This is a genomic window from Pseudomonas sp. MF4836, from assembly GCF_002018875.1.
In the GTDB taxonomy this organism is placed as follows: domain Bacteria; phylum Pseudomonadota; class Gammaproteobacteria; order Pseudomonadales; family Pseudomonadaceae; genus Aquipseudomonas.
Genome location: NZ_MVOL01000008.1, coordinates 166,695 through 184,072 on the forward strand (window position 1 = coordinate 166,695; position 17,378 = coordinate 184,072).

The window sequence follows — 17,378 nt, forward strand, 5'->3', positions numbered from 1 at the left end:
CGCAGCCACGGGCGGGAACGGCTTGCCGGCGTCGGGTCAAACGGTCTTGGCAATACGACTGGCCAGCAACGCCCAGCCAAACAACAGCCCGCACAGGATGATCAATGGCCATGAGCGCCATTGCAGATAGGGCGTGAGGTTATGCATGGGCACCACTTCGCCGTAGAGAATCCCGCGCTCAAACTGCGGAATCTGCACGGTGATCTTGCCAAACGGGTTGATCAGCCCGGTCACCCCGTTGTTGGTGGCACGGATCATCCAGCGCCCGGCTTCCAGGGCGCGCATCTGAGCCATCTGCAAATGCTGCAGGGGGCCGATCGAGGTGCCGAACCAGGTGTCGTTGCTGATGGTCAGCAACAAGTCGCTGCGAGCCGAGAGGCCGGCGGCGAATTCCGGGTAAACCACCTCGTAACAAATAAACGGTGCGATCTGATAACCCTTGGCCTGCAGCAGCGGCTGGTCGGCGGGGCCACGGGCGAAGTCCGACATCGGCAGGTTGAAGAAGTCGATCAGGCCGCGCAGCAGGTCCTGCAGGGGCACGTACTCGCCAAAGGGCACCAGCTTCTGTTTCAGGTAAGTGCCATCGCCTTCGCCAACCACGGTGATGCCGTTGAAGAAGCGTTTTTCGTGGCGCAGTTCCTGGCGAATCGGAACCCCGGTGATCAGCGCGGAATGCCTGTCAGCCGCAAAGTTGCCCATCATCGCCAAGTAGCCTTCAGCAGACTCCTTGAGCACGGGGACCGCGGTTTCCGGCCAGATCAGCAGGTCCACAGGCTTGGAACTGAAGCTCATGTCGCGGTACAGCGCCAGTTGCGCGTTGAGCTGGGCCGGGTCCCATTTCATGCTCTGTTCGATGTTGCCCTGAATGGCGGCAACGGACAGCGGCTTGCCCGATGGGCTGGTCCAGGCGTGGTCCTTGAGGCTGAGGCCGATTACCCAGGGTGCAGCCAGTAGCAGCAGGCCGGCGACGATAAAGCCTTTGCGTCCGGCCCGGATCAATCGCGGCAGGTTGTAGAGCAGCGCAGCGGTCAGGGCGAGGGAGAAAGAAATCAGCCACATGCCGCCCAATGGCGCGAGCCCGGCCAGGGGGCCATCGAGCTGGCTGTAGCCGGAGTAGAGCCATGGGAAGCCGGTCAGGAACCAACCGCGAAAGGCCTCCTGGGCCAGCCACAGGGCAGCGAACGCCAGGGCGTCGGCCAGGGGCGCTTCATTGCGCCGCAGCCAGCGTGCCCAGAGCCAGGCGGGCAGGGCGAAGAACCAGGCGATTGCAGCAATGAATGCCAGCATCAGCAAGCCGGCCAGCAGCGCTGAGGCGCCGCCGTAGGTATGGATGCTGACGTAGATCCAGCTGGTGCCGGCGCCGAACAGGCCAAAGCCGAAGCACCAGCCACGGCCCAGGGCTTGACGGGGTGTCAGCTCACGCAGGCCGGCGTAGAAAAAGCCGACCGCCAGCAGGGCCAGCGGCCAGATATCGTACGGTGCCAGGGCCAGGGTGGTGATTGCGCCAGCCGCCACGGCCAGCAGGTTACCGGGCCAGCCGGGGCGGGTGATCCAACGCATGTCAGTCCTTAGCGGGAGATAGGGGTCAGGCGCAGCAGGTGGATCCGGCGGCTGTCGGCATTCAGGATGCGGAAGCGATAGGCGCCGATTTCGGTGATTTCATTACGCTTGGGCAAGTGCCCGAACGCGCTCATCACCAGGCCACCCACTGTGTCGAATTCATCGTCGGAGAACTCGCTGTCGAAAAACTCGTTGAAGTTCTCGATCGGCGTCAGTGCCTTGATCAGGAAGTCGCCGCTGGGCAACGGCTTGATGTAGCTGTCTTCCTCGACGTCATGTTCGTCCTCGATGTCGCCGACGATCTGTTCCAGCACGTCCTCGATGGTCACCAGGCCGGCGACGCCGCCGTATTCGTCGATGACGATCGCCATGTGGTTGTGGTTGGCGCGGAACTCGCGCAGCAGCACATTGAGGCGCTTGGACTCGGGCACGAACGTCGCCGGGCGCAGCAGATCCTTGATGTTGAAGCTGTCGCCGTTCTCCTTGAGGATCAGCGGCAGCAGGTCTTTGGCCAGGAGGACGCCCATCACGTCGTCATGACTTTCGCCGATCACCGGGTAGCGCGAGTGCGCGGAATCGATGACTGCGGGCAGGAACTCGCGCGGGGTCTGGGTCGCCTTGATGCTGATCATCTGCGAGCGCGGGACCATGATGTCCCGAACTTGCAGGTCCGCAACCTGGATGGCGCCTTCGACGATGGCCAGCGCTTCGCTGTCCAGCAGCTTGTTCTGATGGGCTTCGCGCAGCAGCTCCAGCAGCTCCTGGCGGTTTTTCGGCTCATGGGCAAAAGCCTGGGTGAGCTTACCCAGCCATGACTTCTGCCCGTTGCTCGATCGATCTTCGCTCATAGCGATTACTCTAAATCCTTGGTTGTTACAGGTGGATGTAATTAAGACTCGTCGTCGGCATAAGGGTCGCGATGACCCAGTTCTGCAAGCAACGTTCGTTCCAGTGCTTCCATTTCTTCGGCTTCGTCGTCATCTATATGGTCGTAACCCAGTAGATGCAAGCAGCCGTGAATGACTAGATGTGCCCAATGGGCCTCAAGTTCCTTGCCTTGCTCCGCCGCTTCGCGTTCGACCACTTCAATGCAGATCACCAGGTCGCCGAGCAGCGGAATATCCAGCAGCTCGTCCGGCACATCGGCCGGGAACGACAGCACATTGGTGGCGTAATCCTTGTGGCGCCAGGTGTGGTTCAGCTCGCGCCCTTCAGGCTCGTCCACCAGGCGAATGGTCAGCTCGGAGTCGGCGCTGCGCTGGCGCAAGGCCAGTTCGCACCATTGGCGGAACTGGGACTCGCTGGGGGCAGGCTTGTCACTGGCCAGTTGCAGATCAAGCTCAAGCATCGTGGCGATGGCCTTTTTCTGCAGTTGGCTCTTCGGGCGCAGGGTTTTCGAAGCGGTCGTAGGCTTCGACAATGCGCTGGACCAGCGGGTGGCGCACCACGTCCTTGGCCAGGAAGTGAGTGAAGCTGATGCCCGGGACGTCCTTGAGCACGGTGATGACCTGGGACAGTCCGGACTTGGTGCCTTTGGGCAGGTCGACCTGGGTGATGTCGCCGGTAATCACCGCGGTCGAGCCGAAGCCGATACGGGTCAGGAACATCTTCATCTGTTCGACGGTGGTGTTCTGGCTTTCGTCGAGGATGATGAAGCTGTTGTTCAGGGTGCGGCCGCGCATGTAGGCCAGCGGGGCGATCTCGATGATTTGGCGTTCGATCAGTTTGGCCACGTATTCGAAGCCGAGCATCTCGTAGAGCGCGTCGTACAGCGGGCGCAGGTAGGGGTCGATCTTCTGCGCCAGGTCGCCGGGCAGGAAACCGAGTTTTTCACCGGCTTCGACTGCAGGGCGTACCAGCAGGATGCGTCGCACTTGCTCGCGTTCCAGTGCGTCGACGGCACAGGCCACGGCCAGGTAGGTCTTGCCGGTACCGGCGGGGCCGATGCCGAAGTTGATGTCGTTATTGAGGATCTCTTTGACGTAGCGCTGCTGATTCAGGCCGCGTGGGCGAATCATGCCTTTCTTGGTGCGCAACGCAACGCTGGCTTCGGCCACCGGGTTGTTGGCGAGATCCTCTACGGCGGATTCCTGCAGGTACAGGTGCACGGTTTCCGGCGACAGCTCGGTCCCCTTGGTTTCCCGGTACAGGCGGCGAATTAGGTTTTCCGCGGAGGCGGTGAGTCTGGATTCACCAATGAGTTCGAACTGGTTTCCGCGATTGCGGATCTCGATGCTCAGGCGTTGCTCGATCAAGCGCAGGTGCTCGTCGAATTGTCCGCACAGGTTGGCGAAGCGGCGAGCCTCAAAAGGCTCGAGGAGGAAGCGATGTGGTTCTATGGGTGCGTTCAAGGTCGTTTTAAGCCGCCCTGGGGCAATTAAGATGAAATCAAGGATAACGCCAGTGGCGCGGGTGCGAAAGCACTTAAATAGTGGAGCAGGTCCTCGGCAACCCAGCCTGACCAGTGTGAGCGCTGGTCAGGCTGTTGTGAGGTTGTTCAGCTCACGCGAGCGGCAATCCTTCAGGCCACGGTGGCAGGCGCACCGACTTCTCTCGCGGTGCCGCTTTGCTCGGTTGCAGGCAGCAATGATCCGCGCAGCGAGTGCGGCTGGGCGGCATCGATGTGCACGTCGGCGAACTGGCCGATCAAGGTCGGGTTGTCGCAGCGGAAGTTGACGATGCGGTTGTTCTCGGTCCGGCCCTGCAGTTCGCCAGGGTCTTTCTTCGAATAGTCGGTGACCAGGATCCGCTGGATCGACCCGACCATTTGTCGGCTGATCTCGAAGCCTTGCTGATTCAATCGGTGCTGCAGAGCATTCAGGCGTTCTTTTTTTAGCTCTTCCGGGGTGTTGTCGACCAGGTCGGCAGCCGGGGTGCCCGGACGCTGGCTGTAGACAAACGAGTAGGAAAAGTCGAAGCCGACGTCTTCGATCAGCTTCATGGTCTGTTCGAAGTCTTTTTCAGTCTCGCCCGGGAAGCCGACGATAAAGTCGGAGCTGATGCAGATGCCGGGTACCGCCGCGCGCAGTTTGCGCAGCTTGGATTTGTACTCCAGGGCCGTGTGGTTGCGCTTCATGGCCGCGAGGATCCGGTCGGAGCCCGATTGTACCGGCAGATGCAGGTGTTTCACCAGCTCCGGGACTTCGGCGTGGGCCTGGATCAGGCTGTCGGAGAATTCCAGAGGGTGCGAGGTGGTGTAGCGAATACGCTCGATGCCGTCGACCGCGGCCACCACTCGAATCAGCTCGGCCAGGTCAGCCAGGCGCCCGTCATGGGTCAGACCGCGATAGCCGTTGACGTTCTGCCCCAGCAGGGTGACTTCACGCACACCGTTTTCCGCGAGGTGGATGATCTCGGCGATCACATCGTCAAAGGGCCGGCTGACTTCTTCGCCGCGGGTGTAGGGCACGACGCAGAACGTGCAGTACTTGCTGCAGCCTTCCATGACCGACACATAGGCGCTTGGGCCATCGATGCGCGGCTCCGGCAGGTGGTCGAACTTTTCGATTTCCGGGAACGAGACGTCGACTTGCGGCAGTTTGGTGATGCGCGCCGCGTCGATCATTTCCGGCAGACGGTGCAAAGTTTGCGGGCCAAAGACCACGTCGACGTAGGGTGCGCGATCGCGGATCGCCGCGCCTTCCTGGCTGGCCACGCAACCGCCGACGGCGATCACCATGTCCGGGTTGGCCAGTTTCAGTTCGCGCCAGCGGCCGAGCTGGGAGTACACCCGGTCCTGGGCGCGCTCGCGGATCGAGCAGGTATTGAGCAGGATGACGTCGGCATCTTCAGCGCGGGCAGTGACTTCCAGGGCCTGATGTTCACCCAGCAGGTCGACCATGCGCGAGCTGTCGTACTCGTTCATCTGGCAACCGTGGGTTTCGATGTAAAGCTTCTTGGCCATGGGGGATCGTCAACTGGTGGTAAAGAACCGCGCATTATAGGGGGCATGCCGATAGGTTCCTAGCACTGTGCATCGGGTGCCATGCTATAGTTCGCGCCCTCTTTTATATCCCCCGATGTGTTACCCGCCCACCATGACCAAACGTGAAGCTCCAATCTATAAGGTGATTTTCCTCAACCAGGGCCAGGTGTTCGAAATGTACGCCAAGCAGATCTATCAAAGTGATCTGTGGGGTTTCCTGGAGGTGGAAGAGTTCGTCTTTGGCGAGCGCACCCAGGTGGTCGTCGATCCGAGCGAAGAGAAGCTCAAGGCGCAGTTCGAAGGCGTGGTCCGCAGTTTTGTGCCGATGCATTCCATCGTGCGCATCGACGAAGTGGAGCGTCTGGGCACACCGAAGATCAGCGAAGCCCGCGGCATGAGCAACGTCATGCCGTTCCCGATGCCGATGCCCGAAAAGTAGTATCGGCACAGTTGCTGAGCGAGGGCGTGTACCCTCGCTCGACAGCGAGGCAGGCGCAAATCTACCCCTGCGATTCATTAAGGTAAGTGCCGTGATCGGCTCGAGGGGAGTGCTGCACTCCCTGAATACAGCTCAGGGCAGAGGGGAGAAGGGCGAACGCCCGTCGGCGCTCTGCAGCTCCATCAGGTATTTGCGGAAGATCTGCCCCAGCACCTGGGTCGCTACTTCCAGTTCATCACGCTGCATGTGCTCGGCGACTTCGTCGGCCGTATCCAGCGCATCTTCGGCACCGTTGACCGCCGCCATTTTCAGCACGATATACGCCTGGACGTTATTGGCGGGCACGCCTTCACCGTGGAAAAACATGGTTCCGAGCTTGAACTGTGCCTGAGCGTGGCCTTGCAGTGAGGCTTTCTCGAAGTAGCTGAGGGCCAGGTTGAGGTCGCGCGGTGCGCCCTTGCCCTCGTAATAGAACTCGCCCAACTCGTACTGTGCTTGTGCATCGCCTTCATCGGACGCTTTCTGGCAGGCGGCGAGCGCCTCGGCCAGGTCTTGCGGCTGAGTATTCAGGGTGCAGCGACCCATCGCTGGGATCAACAACGAGTTGCCGCCCGCTTGTGCGTGCGCGAGCAGGGGCTGAAGGAGCAACAGGCAGCCCAATGCAAGGGCGCGGCCGGTGCGGTTCATGGGAATCGACTTACCTCTGGAGGGCACGCGGACCCATCGAGGGATCCAATAAGCGCGCATTATGAAATAAGCAGGGCCAACCTTACAAAGTCTTTACTCGTTTTTCTGCTGCGCGGGCGCTATATCCGCAGCTTTCGGCGGATTTATTGCTTTGCGGGGCGCAAACAGCGAGTGACGAGGTACAACCGCCGCCCGCAAATGCTGGCGGCGGTTGAGGCGGGCTTTACTTCAATGCGGCAAATGCGCGTTCTGCGGCGTCCAGGGTCAGTTTCAACTCGGCATCGCCGTGGGCGATCGAGGTGAAGCCGGCCTCGAAGGCGCTCGGCGCCAGGTACACGCCACCTTCGAGCATCAGGTGGAAGAAGCGCTTGAACAGGTTGGCGTCGCTGGCCATGACGTCGTCAAAGGTGACGATGTCGTCGGCGCCACTGAAGTACAGGCCGAACATGCCGCCTGCCTGAGTGGTGACGAACGGTATGCCTGCGGCATCGGCACGCTGTTGCAGGCCGTCGAGCAGGCGGCTGGTGTAGTCGCTGAGTTCGGCGTGGAAGCCCGGGCGGCTGATCAGGCGCAAGGTGGTCAGGCCGGCAGCCATGGCCAGCGGGTTGCCCGACAGGGTGCCGGCCTGGTAGACCGGGCCCAGCGGGGCGATGTGGTGCATGATCTCGCGCTTGCCGCCGAAGCAGCCGACCGGCATGCCGCCGCCAATGATCTTGCCGAAGGTGCTCAGGTCCGGAGTCACGCCGTAATGGGCCTGGGCGCCGCCGAGGGCGACCCGGAAGCCGGTCATCACTTCATCGAAAATCAGCACCACGCCGTGCTGGTCGCAGAGGCTGCGCAGGCCTTCGAGAAAGCCCGGCGCCGGCGGCACGCAGTTCATGTTGCCAGCCACTGGCTCGACGATAATGCAGGCCACTTCCTGGCCGACTTCGCCCAGCATCTTCTCGACCGCTGCGATATCGTTGAACGGCAGCGTCAGGGTGTGTTTGGCAAACGCCGCAGGAACACCGGCCGAGCTTGGAACGCCCTGGGTCAGCGCGCCGGAACCGGCTTTTACCAGCAGGCTGTCGGAGTGACCGTGGTAGCAGCCTTCGAACTTGATGATGCTGTCGCGGCCGGTGAAGCCCCGGGCCAGGCGGATGGCGCTCATGGTGGCTTCGGTGCCGGAGCTGACCATGCGCACCATCTCCATCGACGGCACGATGGAGCAGACCAGGTCCGCCATCTCGGTTTCCATGGCCGTCGGCGCGCCGTAGGACAGGCCATGTTCCAGCTGCTTGCGTACCGCGTCCAGCACGTCCGGGTGGCTGTGGCCGAGGATCATCGGGCCCCACGAGCCAACGTAATCGACATAACGCTTGTCATCTTCGTCAGTGACGTAGGCGCCTTCGGCGTGCTTGAAGAACAACGGGGTACCGCCAACGCTCTTGAACGCACGAACGGGCGAGTTCACGCCGCCGGGGATGTGTTTCTGGGCATTGGCAAACAGAGTTTCGGAACGGGACATGATCGGGCTCTCAGCAATCAGCAATTGAATAAGTCGTTGAAGGCGCGGGCGCGGCGCGTTACTTCCTGGGTGCTCGATGCACCAAACAGGCCGTGGACCACCGCCAGCAGGTCGGCGCCATGGGCCACCAGTGGCGCGGCGTTGTCGAGGGTGATGCCGCCGATCACGCAGATCGGCAGGTGCAGGCTGGCGCGGGCCTGGTCCAGCAGTTCAAGGTCGGCGCTCGGTGCGCCGGGCTTGGTGCTGGAGTTGAAAAAGCGGCCAAAGGCGACATAGCTCGCGCCTTCCTTGGCGGCCTGCTCGGCGAGTGCGAGTTGGCTGTGGCAGGTCGAGCCGATGATTGCCTTGCGCCCGAGCAGGGCCCGGGCGGGCGTCAACGGACCATCGGTCTGGCCCAGGTGCACGCCGACACCAATGCGCGCCGCCAGCTCGGCGTCGTCGTTGATGATCAGTTGGGTCGTGTAGCGCTCGCACAGTCGCTGCAGGGTCTCGGCCTCGCGCAGGCGACGGGCCTCGTCGTTGCTCTTGTCGCGGTATTGCAGCAGCGTCACGCCGCCATCCAGCGCGGCCTCCACGTACTGCGGAAACTTGCCGGCCAACAATTGACTGTCGGTGATGGCGTACAGGCCACGTAGTTTCATTGAAAGCCTCAAGGCGTTACGAGCAGAAATCCAGGGGCAGGCGGCGCGGTACGAACTGGCCTTTGCCCAGTTGTTCGGCGTCGCGCAGGGTGCGCCAGGTGTAATCCAGAGCGGTTTTCACTGCGCTGGCCAAGTGTTCCCCTTGGGCCAGGCGGCCTGCCAGGGCGCTGGCCAGTGTGCAGCCGGAGCCGTGATAGCTGCCGGGCAGCCGCTGGCAGGTGTAGGTTTCACGCAGGCCGTCGCGACTATATAGACGATTATGCACCTGGTGCTCGTCGCCATGGCCGCCGGTGATCAGCAGGTGTTTGACGAACGGCAGGAGTTTTTCAGCGCACTGATCGGCGGTGCCTTCGGGCAATTCGGCCAGGATTCGTGCTTCAGGGAGGTTGGGAGTGGCAATGGTGGCCATCGGCAACAGGCGCTCGCGCATGGCATAGCCGACTTCATCCTTACCCAGGCGCCCGCCGCCGCCGGCCCTGAGCACCGGGTCGCAGACCATCGGCAAATGTGGATGCGCCTGGAGCAGTTCGACTACGGTGTCGACCATCTCCAGGGAACCGAGCATGCCGAGCTTGACCGCGGCCACGGTCGAATCATTGAGCACGGCGTTGGCCTGGGCCAGTACCCACTCACGATCCAGGACCCGGAAGTCGCTGACGTTGACCGTGTCTTGCACGGTCAGCGCGGTCACAGCCGGAGCTGCATGACAACCCTGGGCGAGCAGGGCTTCGATATCTGCCTGCAAGCCGGCGCCACCACTTGGGTCGTGGCCGGAGAGACAGAGGACAACGGGGCGAGAGCTGTAGATATTCATGGTGCGCGAGCTTACCACCAAACGTTTTTTTTCGCGGCTCTCGGCGCGCCTTTGCGCCGAGTCGCAGCTTCCCATGAATCGACTTGACTGAACGAACAGCTCTAGCTCAATGGATAGCGCTGAAATGCCCGTTCTAGAGCCTTTAGACTAAAATTTTCAATGGTGCTCAATGGCCATCAGCGGCTATGCTAGAGTGGATCCAAACCAATAACAGGTAATGCCGGTTTTACGTCTGCTCAAAAGGAATGGGGGCTTTTTGACACAACCGGACAGGCCACGCTGGGGCTTTATGCGCTATTTGTTGATGTTGCTGTTGTGTGTGCCAATGTTGGCTGGCGCGGTCGAGTTCGACGAGTTCACTCAGCGCCTGCCCTTGGGCCAGGTCATGCAGGTGTTCGAAGATGTGAGTGGCGAGGCGACCATCGCCGAAGTCAGTTCACAGGCTTTGGCTGGCAATTTCAAAACCCACGAAAAGCCCACCCTCAATGCCGGTTACTCGCACTCGGTGTTCTGGTTGAAAGTCGACCTGGATTACCGGCCCGGCAACTCCACTGCGCAGCGCACCTGGTTGCTGGAACTGGCTTACCCACCGCTGGACCATCTCGACCTCTATCTGCCCGATGAAGGCTCCGGCTACCGCCTGGCTGGCCGAACGGGCGACGCCTTGCCCTTCGACAGCCGGCAGATCCGCCAGAACAACTACCTGTTCGACCTGAGTTTTGCGCCCAACGAGCACAAGACGGTGTTCCTGCGCCTGCAAAGCGAGGGTTCGATCCAGGCCCCGCTGACCCTCTGGTCGAGCACCGCCTACCTCGAGGCGCAGCCGATGCGCCTGTACGTACTGGGCCTGATTTACGGCGTGCTGCTGGGGATGCTGATCTACAACCTGTTCATCTACCTCAGCGTGCGCGACACCAGCTACCTCTACTACATCTTCTATATCGCCTCGTTCGGCCTGTACCAGCTCTCGGTCAACGGCGCGGCGGTCGAGTATTTCTGGCCGAACAACCCATGGTGGGCCAACGCCGCCACGCCATTCTTCATCGCCTCGGCCGCGCTGTTCGGCAGCCAGTTCGCCCGCAGTTTCCTGCAGACCTCAAGCCACAGCCGTTGGGTTGATCGCCTGTTGTTAGTGCTGATCGCCTGCAGCGCCGTGGTGCTGGGCCTGTCGCTGATGACCAGCTACGCCCTGGCCTTGCGCCTGGCGACCGGCCTGGCCCTGATCTTTACCGTGGTGATCTTCGTTTCCGGGATTGTGGTCTGGTACCGAGGCTTGCGCGTGGCACGCTATTTCATCATCGCCTGGTCGGCGTTTCTGTTCGGCGGGGTGATCAACACCCTGATGGTGCTCGGTTACCTGCCTAACGTGTTCCTGACCATGTACGCCAGCCAGATCGGTTCGGCGATCGAGGTGGCGCTGCTGTCCCTGGCCCTGGCCGACCGGATCAACTCGATGCGCGAGCAGCAGGCGCAGACCCTGTTCGATGCCGGGCAGAAGCTTGAAGTGCTGAACCAGCAACTGGCCCACAGCAATCGGCTCAAGGACGAGTTCCTGGCCACCCTGACCCACGAATTGCGCACCCCGATGAATGGGGTGATCGGCTCCCTGGAACTGATGCAGACCCTCGATCTGGATCCGGAGCTTGAGCAATATCAACAAACCGCCGCCGGCTCGGCGCGGGACATGATGCGCATGGTCAACGGCATCCTCACCCTGACCGAATTGCAGGCTGGCAAGCTCAGCGCGCAGCGCGAGTCGTTCAGCCTGCGTTCGATGGTTGATGGCCTGCGCCTGCAGTTTGCGGCCAATGCCTCGGGCAAGGCCCTGGGGTTCGATGTCGACCTGGCGGCCGGGGTGCCGGACCGCTTGCTGGGTGATCGCGGCAAGCTCAATCAATGCCTGGAGTGCCTGCTGGACAATGCCATCAAATTTACCCGTGTCGGTGGAGTGGTCCTGCGTATCACCGCCAAGCCGGAGGTTGATGGGCGCCAGGCGCTGACCTTGGCCGTGATCGACACCGGGATCGGCTTCGTCAATCTGGACGAGGCGACCCTGTACCAGCGGTTTTTCCAGCTCGACAGCTCAATGACCCGGGAATATGGCGGGTTGGGTGTGGGTCTGGCCATTTGCCGGCAGTTGATTGAGCTGATGGGGGGCCACCTGACCCATGAGTCCGAGCCGGGGCGCGGCAGTTGCTTCCGCCTGGAGGTCGAGTTCGAAGTGGACGTCAGTCACGCTCTGCACACCCCTTCGGTGTTCCAGGCGCGCTCGGTGTGCCGGCGGGTGCCGGAGGATTGCACGATGCTGCTGGTGGATGACAACAGCATCAATCAGTTGGTGGTGCGTGGCATGTTGCTCAAGCTCGGTTATCGGGTGCTCAGCGTCGACAGCACCGCGCAGGCTTTGGAGCAGCTGCGGGTGGAGAAGGTGGATGGGGTGCTGCTTGATTGCCAGATCAGCGCCCAGGACGCCACGGCGTTCAGCGCCCAGGTGCAGGCCTTGCCTGGTTGCGCCAGGTTGCCGGTGCTGGTGGCGCTGGCTTGCACCCATGCTGCCGAGCGCGAACATTGCACGGCTTATGGCTGGATCGAACACGTGGCCCGGCCGGTGAAATTCGAGGAGTTACAGGTGGTGCTGTTCAAGCGTGTGCTCTGTCCTGAGCAGGGTGAAAGTGCCGATATTTAGGCGTATATGACACTTTGAACCCCGGGGGTGGGGTGCTTAACTGAGGCCAGTCACGCCTTCAGGAGCCCCGTCATGAACCTGCACCAGTTCGCTGAAACCCACGAAGTTACCAACCAGCCGCCGTCTCTGGATGGCATCAACCTGTATCGCATCGACCTGCCCCTGCAGGAGTGGACCCGGCGTTTTGGCGGCGCCTGGGCCGAGCCGCGGATCGATGCCTATGGGGCGCTGGCCGGTGGCCCGCTGATGGAGGCGGGTTTCCTGGCCAATCAGAACAAGCCGGTGTTTGTCAGCCATGATCGTTTTGGGCATCGCCTGGACCTGGTGGAGTTTCATCCGGCCTATCACCAGTTGATGCGTACTGCCGTCGAACATGGCTTGCCGTCGCTGCCCTGGACCGACGCCCAGCCCGGTGCCCACGTGGCTCGCGCCGCGATGACTTACCTGCACAGCCAGGCCGAGGCCGGCAGCGGTTGCCCCCTGACCATGACCTTTGCCTGCGTCCCGGTGTTGAAGTTGCAGCCCGACCTGGCCGAGCAATGGCTGCCCAAGGTGCTGGCCACCGAGTACGACCCGCGCAACGTCGGCATCGCGCACAAGGCCGGTGTGACCATCGGCATGGCGATGACCGAGAAACAGGGTGGCACCGATGTGCGGGCCAACACCACCAGGGCTTATCCGGTGGGAGCGGGTGGTCCCGGGCAGGCCTATGAGCTGGTAGGGCACAAGTGGTTCTGTTCGGCGCCGATGTGCGATGCCTTCCTGACTCTGGCCCAGACCGAAAAGGGCCTGACCTGTTTCCTGCTGCCCCGGCATCGCCCTGATGACAGCCGCAATCAGTTCTATATCCAGCGCCTGAAAAACAAGCTCGGCAACTGCTCCAATGCTTCCAGCGAAGTGGAGTTCCGCGGCGCCCTGGCATGGATGGTGGGCGAGGAAGGACGCGGGGTGCCGACCATCATCGAGATGGTGGCCATGACCCGTTTCGATTGCATGGTCGGCTCCAGCTCGCTGATGCGCCAGGCGCTGACCCAGGCCAGCCATCATTGCGCCCATCGGCTGGTGGGTGGCCGGGTGCTCGCCGAGCAGCCGCTGATGCAGAACGTCCTCGCCGATCTGGCCCTGGAAAGCGAAGCGGCCCTGGCCTTGAGCCTGCGCATGGGACGGGCCCTGGATCACCTGGATGATGGCCAGGAGGCCAAGTTCTCGCGGCTGGTGACGGCAGTGGGCAAGTATTGGATCTGCAAGCGGGCGCCGGCCATGATCAACGAAGCCGCCGAGTGCATGGGCGGCGCCGGGTACGTGGAAGAAAGCATCCTGCCGCGGCTGTACCGCGAGGCGCCGGTCAACTCGACCTGGGAAGGCTCGGGCAATGTGCAGTGCCTCGATGTGCTGCGTGCCCTGTCGAAAGAGCCCGGGGTGCTGGATGTGTTGTTCGCCGAGCTTGGCGATGGTCATGGCGATAAACGCCTGGCCGCTCATATCACCACGCTGCAACAGGCGTTCAAGGACACCGACGATATCCAGTACCGCGCGCGGCAGCTCACTGAAGACATTGCGCTCGGGTTGCAGGCCAAGCTGTTGCTGGAGGCGGGCAATGCGGCCGTCAGTGATGCCTTTATCGCCAGTCGCCTGGGCAATGCCGGGCGCGTCTACGGCATCTTGCCGCGGGGCCTGGATGTCGCGGCGATAGTGGCACGCTGCACGCCCCAGGCCTTTTGATCAACCTTGGGGGCTGGTAGCGATTGGGCGGTTCCCGTGAGGCGGCGATGCAGGCAAGATGAACGCCTGCAAGATCAGAACACAGGATGCTTATCGTGACCGAAGCTTTTATTGTCGTTCAAACCGCCGAGCAAGCCGTGGATCGGCTTGCTCAACTGCATGAGCGGGCCACCTCCGCCTTGAGCCAGGCGCTCAAGCGCTATCTCAAGGATCGCGTCGAACCCACCGCCGAGCAACGGGCGCAGTTTCGCTACCCCGAATTACGTTTGACCTACCTCTGCCAGGGCGAAGTCCCACAAACCACCCGGGCCTATGCCAAGGTCCAGCTGCCGGGCACCTACAGTGTCACGGTCACCCATCCGGCGGCGTTCCGTAAGTACCTGCTGGAGCAACTGGTGCCGTTGATGCACGACTTCACCGTGACCGTGGAAGTGGGCGTCAGCGAGCAGAATATTCCGTATCCCTATGTGGTCGAACAGGGCGATGAGCTGGCCGGCTCCGGCGTGACCGCCGCCGTACTGGCGCGGGTTTTCCCCAGCACCGACCTGTCCGCCGCCACCGACGGCATTGCCGACGGCCTGTATGACTGGGAAAACACCGACCCCTTGCCCCTGGCGCTGTTCGACGCCGCACGGGTGGACTTTTCCCTGCGGCGCCTGGTGCATTACACCGGCAGCGACTGGCGCCACGTGCAGCCCTGGATCCTGCTGACCAACTACCACCGTTACGTCGACCAGTTCATTACCCACGGCCTGGAGCAACTGCGCAGCGATCCGCGTTTTGTACGCATGGTGTTGCCGGGCAACGTGGTCATCGAAAAAACCATGGACCACGGCGAAGCCTCGGCGATTGCCGCCGGGGTGGTCTGGCACCGCTACCAGATGCCGGCCTATCACCTGCAGGCCTCCGATGGCCATGGCGTGACCCTGGTGAATATCGGCGTCGGCCCGTCCAACGCCAAGAACATCACCGATCACCTGGCGGTACTGCGTCCGCATTGCTGGCTGATGATCGGCCACTGCGGTGGCCTGCGGCAGTCGCAGACCATTGGTGACTATGTGCTGGCTCACGCCTATATGCGCCGCGATGGGATTCTGGACCGGGTGGTGCCGCCCAATATTCCGATTCCGGCCCTGGCCGAAGTGCAGATGGCCTTGCAGCAAGCCGCGGCCAATGTCACCGGGGAGAAGGGAGACGACCTGAAAAAACGCCTGCGCACCGGCACCGTGCTGACCTACGACGACCGCAACTGGGAGTTGCGCTGGGCTCAGGAACGACCGCTGATCAACCTGTCCCGGGCCGTGGCCGTGGACATGGAAAGCGGCACCATCGCCGCTCAGGGCTATCGCCTGCGAGTGCCGTACGGCACCTTGCTCTGTGTCTCGGACAAACCGCTGCACAGCGAAATCAAACTGCCGGGTTCGGCCAACGCTTTTTATGAGCGAGCGGTCAGCCAGCACCTGAAGATCGGCATCGCAGCGGTGGACCTGCTGCGCACCGACCTCAACTCGCTGCACTCGCGCAAACTGCGCAGCTTCGACGAGCCGCCATTCCGCTGAGTGTTTATTGAATGGTCATTTGGCGATCAGGCCACTAGCATTGTCGGTCCTGATCGCTGAATGTCCTTTTCACCATGCCCCGTCCCCCTCGTCCCGTTTCCCGCCGTCCTGGCAGCAACAGCCCGTCTTCCGGCCAGGCGCCGCGCCGTATCACCAAGGCGCCGCCGACCGAGCCGAAACTGATTCTGTTCAACAAACCCTTCGATGTGCTGACCCAATTCAATGATGAGCAAGGGCGAGCGACCCTCAAGGATTTCATCGCCGTACCGGGCGTCTACCCGGCCGGTCGCCTGGACCGTGACAGCGAGGGCCTGTTGCTGCTGACCAACGATGGCCAGCTTCAGGCGCGCATCGCCGACCCCAGGCACAAGTTGGCCAAGACCTATTGGGTGCAAGTCGAGGGCGTGCCCAGCGCCGAGCAATTGCAGCAACTGCGCGATGGGGTGCAGCTAAATGACGGCCCAACCCTGCCCGCCGAGGCCCGAGCCCTTGATGAGCCCGAGCTGTGGCCGCGCAATCCGCCGGTGCGCTTTCGCAAGAGCGTGCCCACCAGTTGGCTGGAGTTGGTGATTCGCGAGGGGCGCAACCGTCAGGTCCGGCGCATGACCGCTGCGGTTGGCCTGCCGACCCTGCGCCTGGTGCGGGTCAGGATTGGCGACTGGACGTTGGACGGGCTGGATCAGGGGCAGTGGAAGGAAGTCCCGGCGCGTTTATAGAACCCCGGACTCGATGAGGCCGATGACCACGCTCTTGATAATGAAGGCGGCCACGCCCAGGCCCAGGACGAAGAACAGGATGAACGAGCCGAAGCGCCCGGCCTTGGACTTCTTCGCCAGATCCCAGACGATAAACGCCATGAAAATGATCAGGATGCTGACCAGGACCGTCATCATCCATTCTTCGAAAACTGCAGGATCCATCGAACATCTCCAGCGCAGGCAGGGCAAAAAAGGCCGGCCGAGTATACGCCAAGGGGTATGGGCAGGGCATTGATCTGCGTGCGTTACGTCGCCACAGGCAGGCTCGCTGGCGCGGCGTAATCAGCCGCGCAGGTGGGTAAGTGGCAGTTCGGTGCTGTTGAGTACCTGGTTGAGGACGAAGCTCGAACGCACGCTGGTGACGCCTTCGATGCGGGTCAGGTGGCCCAGCAGCAGTTTCTGATAGTGGTCCATGTCGGGCACCACGACCTTGAGCTGGTAGTCGGCGTCCATGCCGGTCACCAGGCTGCATTCCAGGACCTGAGGCAGGCTGCGGATTGCCGCTTCAAAGTTCTCGAAGCGCTCGGGGGTGTGCCGGTCCATGCCGATCAGCACGTAGGCGGTCAGGCTCAGGCCGAGCATCTTGCGATCGAGCAGGGCGACCTGGCGCGAGATGTAGCCGTCGTCCTCCAATTGCTTGACCCGGCGCGAGCAGGGCGAGGGTGACAGGCCAATACGCTCGGCCAGCTCCTGGTTGGAGATGCGGGCGTCGCGTTGCAATTCAGCCAAAATGCTCAGGTCGTAACGGTCGAGTTTGCTCATGGAACAGGCCTTTGTCATAACTATTGCGCCAGATTATCTATCCTGAGTTAAAAATTGCGCAAGCTATGTTTATTTGAGCAATCTTCGCAATCCTGTGTCGACGCTCCAGGCCTATTCTTAACACCAGAATCACTGCCCGGACATAGAGTCCAGTGCGGCCCGCCGAATCAGGCCAGCCGCGGTCGCCACCCCCACAGGGTTGAGTCGGCCCCCGGGCTACACACTGTCCAGAAGACGGAGTGAGGTGAGCCGGGGCCACAAGCGCCGAGCACGGACGAAAATCTCAAGGGGGGACCGACGGGTCCCCCTTTTTTATTG

At 62.0% G+C, this 17,378-nt stretch carries 16 protein-coding genes; 5 read left to right on the top strand and 11 right to left on the bottom strand.

The features are described 5' to 3' along the window. Positions 1-36 precede the first annotated feature (36 nt). The 5 genes from lnt to miaB form a co-directional block, all read right to left on the bottom strand. Complete coding sequence (gene lnt / locus MF4836_RS19680; RefSeq protein ID WP_078471659.1) at positions 37-1,560, bottom strand: apolipoprotein N-acyltransferase; 1,524 nt, start codon at positions 1,558-1,560, stop codon at positions 37-39. 8 nt (positions 1,561-1,568) lie between these two features. Continuing rightward, on the bottom strand, positions 1,569-2,408 hold the full coding sequence (locus tag MF4836_RS19685) for an HlyC/CorC family transporter (RefSeq protein WP_020295293.1): 840 nt from the start codon (positions 2,406-2,408) through the stop codon (positions 1,569-1,571). Positions 2,409-2,449: 41 nt separating this feature from the next. Beyond that, on the bottom strand, positions 2,450-2,908 hold the full coding sequence (ybeY, locus tag MF4836_RS19690; protein ID WP_020295294.1) for an rRNA maturation RNase YbeY: 459 nt from the start codon (positions 2,906-2,908) through the stop codon (positions 2,450-2,452). Beyond that, positions 2,901-3,911, bottom strand: a complete 1,011-nt coding sequence (locus MF4836_RS19695) for a PhoH family protein (protein ID WP_020295295.1) — start codon at positions 3,909-3,911, stop codon at positions 2,901-2,903. The genes ybeY and MF4836_RS19695 overlap by 8 nt, the downstream gene beginning before the upstream one ends. 170 nt (positions 3,912-4,081) lie before the next feature. Then, positions 4,082-5,464 carry a tRNA (N6-isopentenyl adenosine(37)-C2)-methylthiotransferase MiaB gene (gene miaB / locus MF4836_RS19700; protein ID WP_078471660.1) on the bottom strand — a complete coding sequence of 461 codons (1,383 nt, stop codon included), beginning with the start codon at positions 5,462-5,464 and terminating at the stop codon, positions 4,082-4,084. Between the two features lie 133 nt (positions 5,465-5,597). Here miaB and MF4836_RS19705 point away from each other — a divergent pair, with 133 nt between their 5' ends. Then, entirely contained in the window at positions 5,598-5,924 is a 327-nt protein-coding gene (locus MF4836_RS19705; protein WP_020295297.1) for a DUF1820 family protein, read from the top strand. Between the two features lie 132 nt (positions 5,925-6,056). On the opposite strand, the gene MF4836_RS19710 is transcribed toward MF4836_RS19705, so the two are convergent. From MF4836_RS19710 to MF4836_RS19725, 4 genes are all read right to left on the bottom strand, one after another. After that, the gene (locus MF4836_RS19710; protein ID WP_020295298.1) at positions 6,057-6,611 is read right to left on the bottom strand and encodes a tetratricopeptide repeat protein; all 555 of its coding nucleotides are present in this window, start codon (positions 6,609-6,611) and stop codon (positions 6,057-6,059) included. A 223-nt stretch (positions 6,612-6,834) separates the two neighbouring features. Next, a complete protein-coding gene (gene hemL / locus MF4836_RS19715) occupies positions 6,835-8,118 on the bottom strand; it encodes a glutamate-1-semialdehyde 2,1-aminomutase (RefSeq protein WP_020295299.1) in 1,284 nt (427 codons plus the stop codon). Between the two features lie 17 nt (positions 8,119-8,135). Then, positions 8,136-8,759, bottom strand: coding sequence for a thiamine phosphate synthase (thiE, locus tag MF4836_RS19720; protein ID WP_078471661.1), 624 nt, complete (start codon positions 8,757-8,759; stop codon positions 8,136-8,138). A 16-nt stretch (positions 8,760-8,775) separates the two neighbouring features. Further along, entirely contained in the window at positions 8,776-9,573 is a 798-nt protein-coding gene (locus tag MF4836_RS19725) for a hydroxymethylpyrimidine/phosphomethylpyrimidine kinase (RefSeq protein WP_078471819.1), read from the bottom strand. A 289-nt stretch (positions 9,574-9,862) separates the two neighbouring features. Between MF4836_RS19725 and MF4836_RS19730 the strand changes: the two genes are divergently transcribed. The 4 genes from MF4836_RS19730 to MF4836_RS19745 all read left to right on the top strand — a co-directional run bounded on the left by MF4836_RS19730 (position 9,863) and on the right by MF4836_RS19745 (position 16,256). Further along, positions 9,863-12,259, top strand: coding sequence for a hybrid sensor histidine kinase/response regulator (locus MF4836_RS19730; RefSeq protein ID WP_078471662.1), 2,397 nt, complete (start codon positions 9,863-9,865; stop codon positions 12,257-12,259). Positions 12,260-12,331: 72 nt separating this feature from the next. Continuing rightward, on the top strand, positions 12,332-13,981 hold the full coding sequence (locus MF4836_RS19735; RefSeq protein ID WP_078471663.1) for an acyl-CoA dehydrogenase family protein: 1,650 nt from the start codon (positions 12,332-12,334) through the stop codon (positions 13,979-13,981). 86 nt (positions 13,982-14,067) lie between these two features. Then, positions 14,068-15,540 (top strand): AMP nucleosidase, encoded by a 1,473-nt coding sequence (gene amn / locus MF4836_RS19740; RefSeq protein WP_161955752.1) that lies wholly within the window; start codon positions 14,068-14,070, stop codon positions 15,538-15,540. 149 nt (positions 15,541-15,689) lie between these two features. Continuing rightward, positions 15,690-16,256, top strand: coding sequence for a pseudouridine synthase (locus MF4836_RS19745; RefSeq protein ID WP_161955757.1), 567 nt, complete (start codon positions 15,690-15,692; stop codon positions 16,254-16,256). Here MF4836_RS19745 and MF4836_RS19750 read toward each other — a convergent pair. Further along, a complete protein-coding gene (locus MF4836_RS19750; RefSeq protein WP_020295306.1) occupies positions 16,251-16,460 on the bottom strand; it encodes a DUF2788 domain-containing protein in 210 nt (69 codons plus the stop codon). The two genes, MF4836_RS19745 and MF4836_RS19750, sit on opposite strands and share 6 nt — an antisense overlap. A 120-nt stretch (positions 16,461-16,580) precedes the next feature. Next, positions 16,581-17,060 carry an Lrp/AsnC family transcriptional regulator gene (locus tag MF4836_RS19755; RefSeq protein ID WP_078471665.1) on the bottom strand — a complete coding sequence of 160 codons (480 nt, stop codon included), beginning with the start codon at positions 17,058-17,060 and terminating at the stop codon, positions 16,581-16,583. Positions 17,061-17,378: the final 318 nt, after the last annotated feature.

Excerpts from the sequence above, each read along its gene's own strand:
- lnt (WP_078471659.1), bottom strand. The coding sequence starts at position 1,560 with ATGCGTTGGATCACCCGCCCCGGCTGGCCCGGTAACCTGCTGGCCGTG.
- MF4836_RS19685 (WP_020295293.1), bottom strand. The coding sequence starts at position 2,408 with ATGAGCGAAGATCGATCGAGCAACGGGCAGAAGTCATGGCTGGGTAAG.
- ybeY (WP_020295294.1), bottom strand. The coding sequence starts at position 2,908 with ATGCTTGAGCTTGATCTGCAACTGGCCAGTGACAAGCCTGCCCCCAGC.
- miaB (WP_078471660.1), bottom strand. The coding sequence starts at position 5,464 with ATGGCCAAGAAGCTTTACATCGAAACCCACGGTTGCCAGATGAACGAG.
- MF4836_RS19705 (WP_020295297.1), top strand. The coding sequence starts at position 5,598 with ATGACCAAACGTGAAGCTCCAATCTATAAGGTGATTTTCCTCAACCAG.
- MF4836_RS19710 (WP_020295298.1), bottom strand. The coding sequence starts at position 6,611 with ATGAACCGCACCGGCCGCGCCCTTGCATTGGGCTGCCTGTTGCTCCTT.
- hemL (WP_020295299.1), bottom strand. The coding sequence starts at position 8,118 with ATGTCCCGTTCCGAAACTCTGTTTGCCAATGCCCAGAAACACATCCCC.
- thiE (WP_078471661.1), bottom strand. The coding sequence starts at position 8,759 with ATGAAACTACGTGGCCTGTACGCCATCACCGACAGTCAATTGTTGGCC.
- MF4836_RS19725 (WP_078471819.1), bottom strand. The coding sequence starts at position 9,573 with ATGAATATCTACAGCTCTCGCCCCGTTGTCCTCTGTCTCTCCGGCCAC.
- MF4836_RS19730 (WP_078471662.1), top strand. The coding sequence starts at position 9,863 with ATGCGCTATTTGTTGATGTTGCTGTTGTGTGTGCCAATGTTGGCTGGC.
- MF4836_RS19735 (WP_078471663.1), top strand. The coding sequence starts at position 12,332 with ATGAACCTGCACCAGTTCGCTGAAACCCACGAAGTTACCAACCAGCCG.
- amn (WP_161955752.1), top strand. The coding sequence starts at position 14,068 with ATGCTTATCGTGACCGAAGCTTTTATTGTCGTTCAAACCGCCGAGCAA.
- MF4836_RS19750 (WP_020295306.1), bottom strand. The coding sequence starts at position 16,460 with ATGGATCCTGCAGTTTTCGAAGAATGGATGATGACGGTCCTGGTCAGC.
- MF4836_RS19755 (WP_078471665.1), bottom strand. The coding sequence starts at position 17,060 with ATGAGCAAACTCGACCGTTACGACCTGAGCATTTTGGCTGAATTGCAA.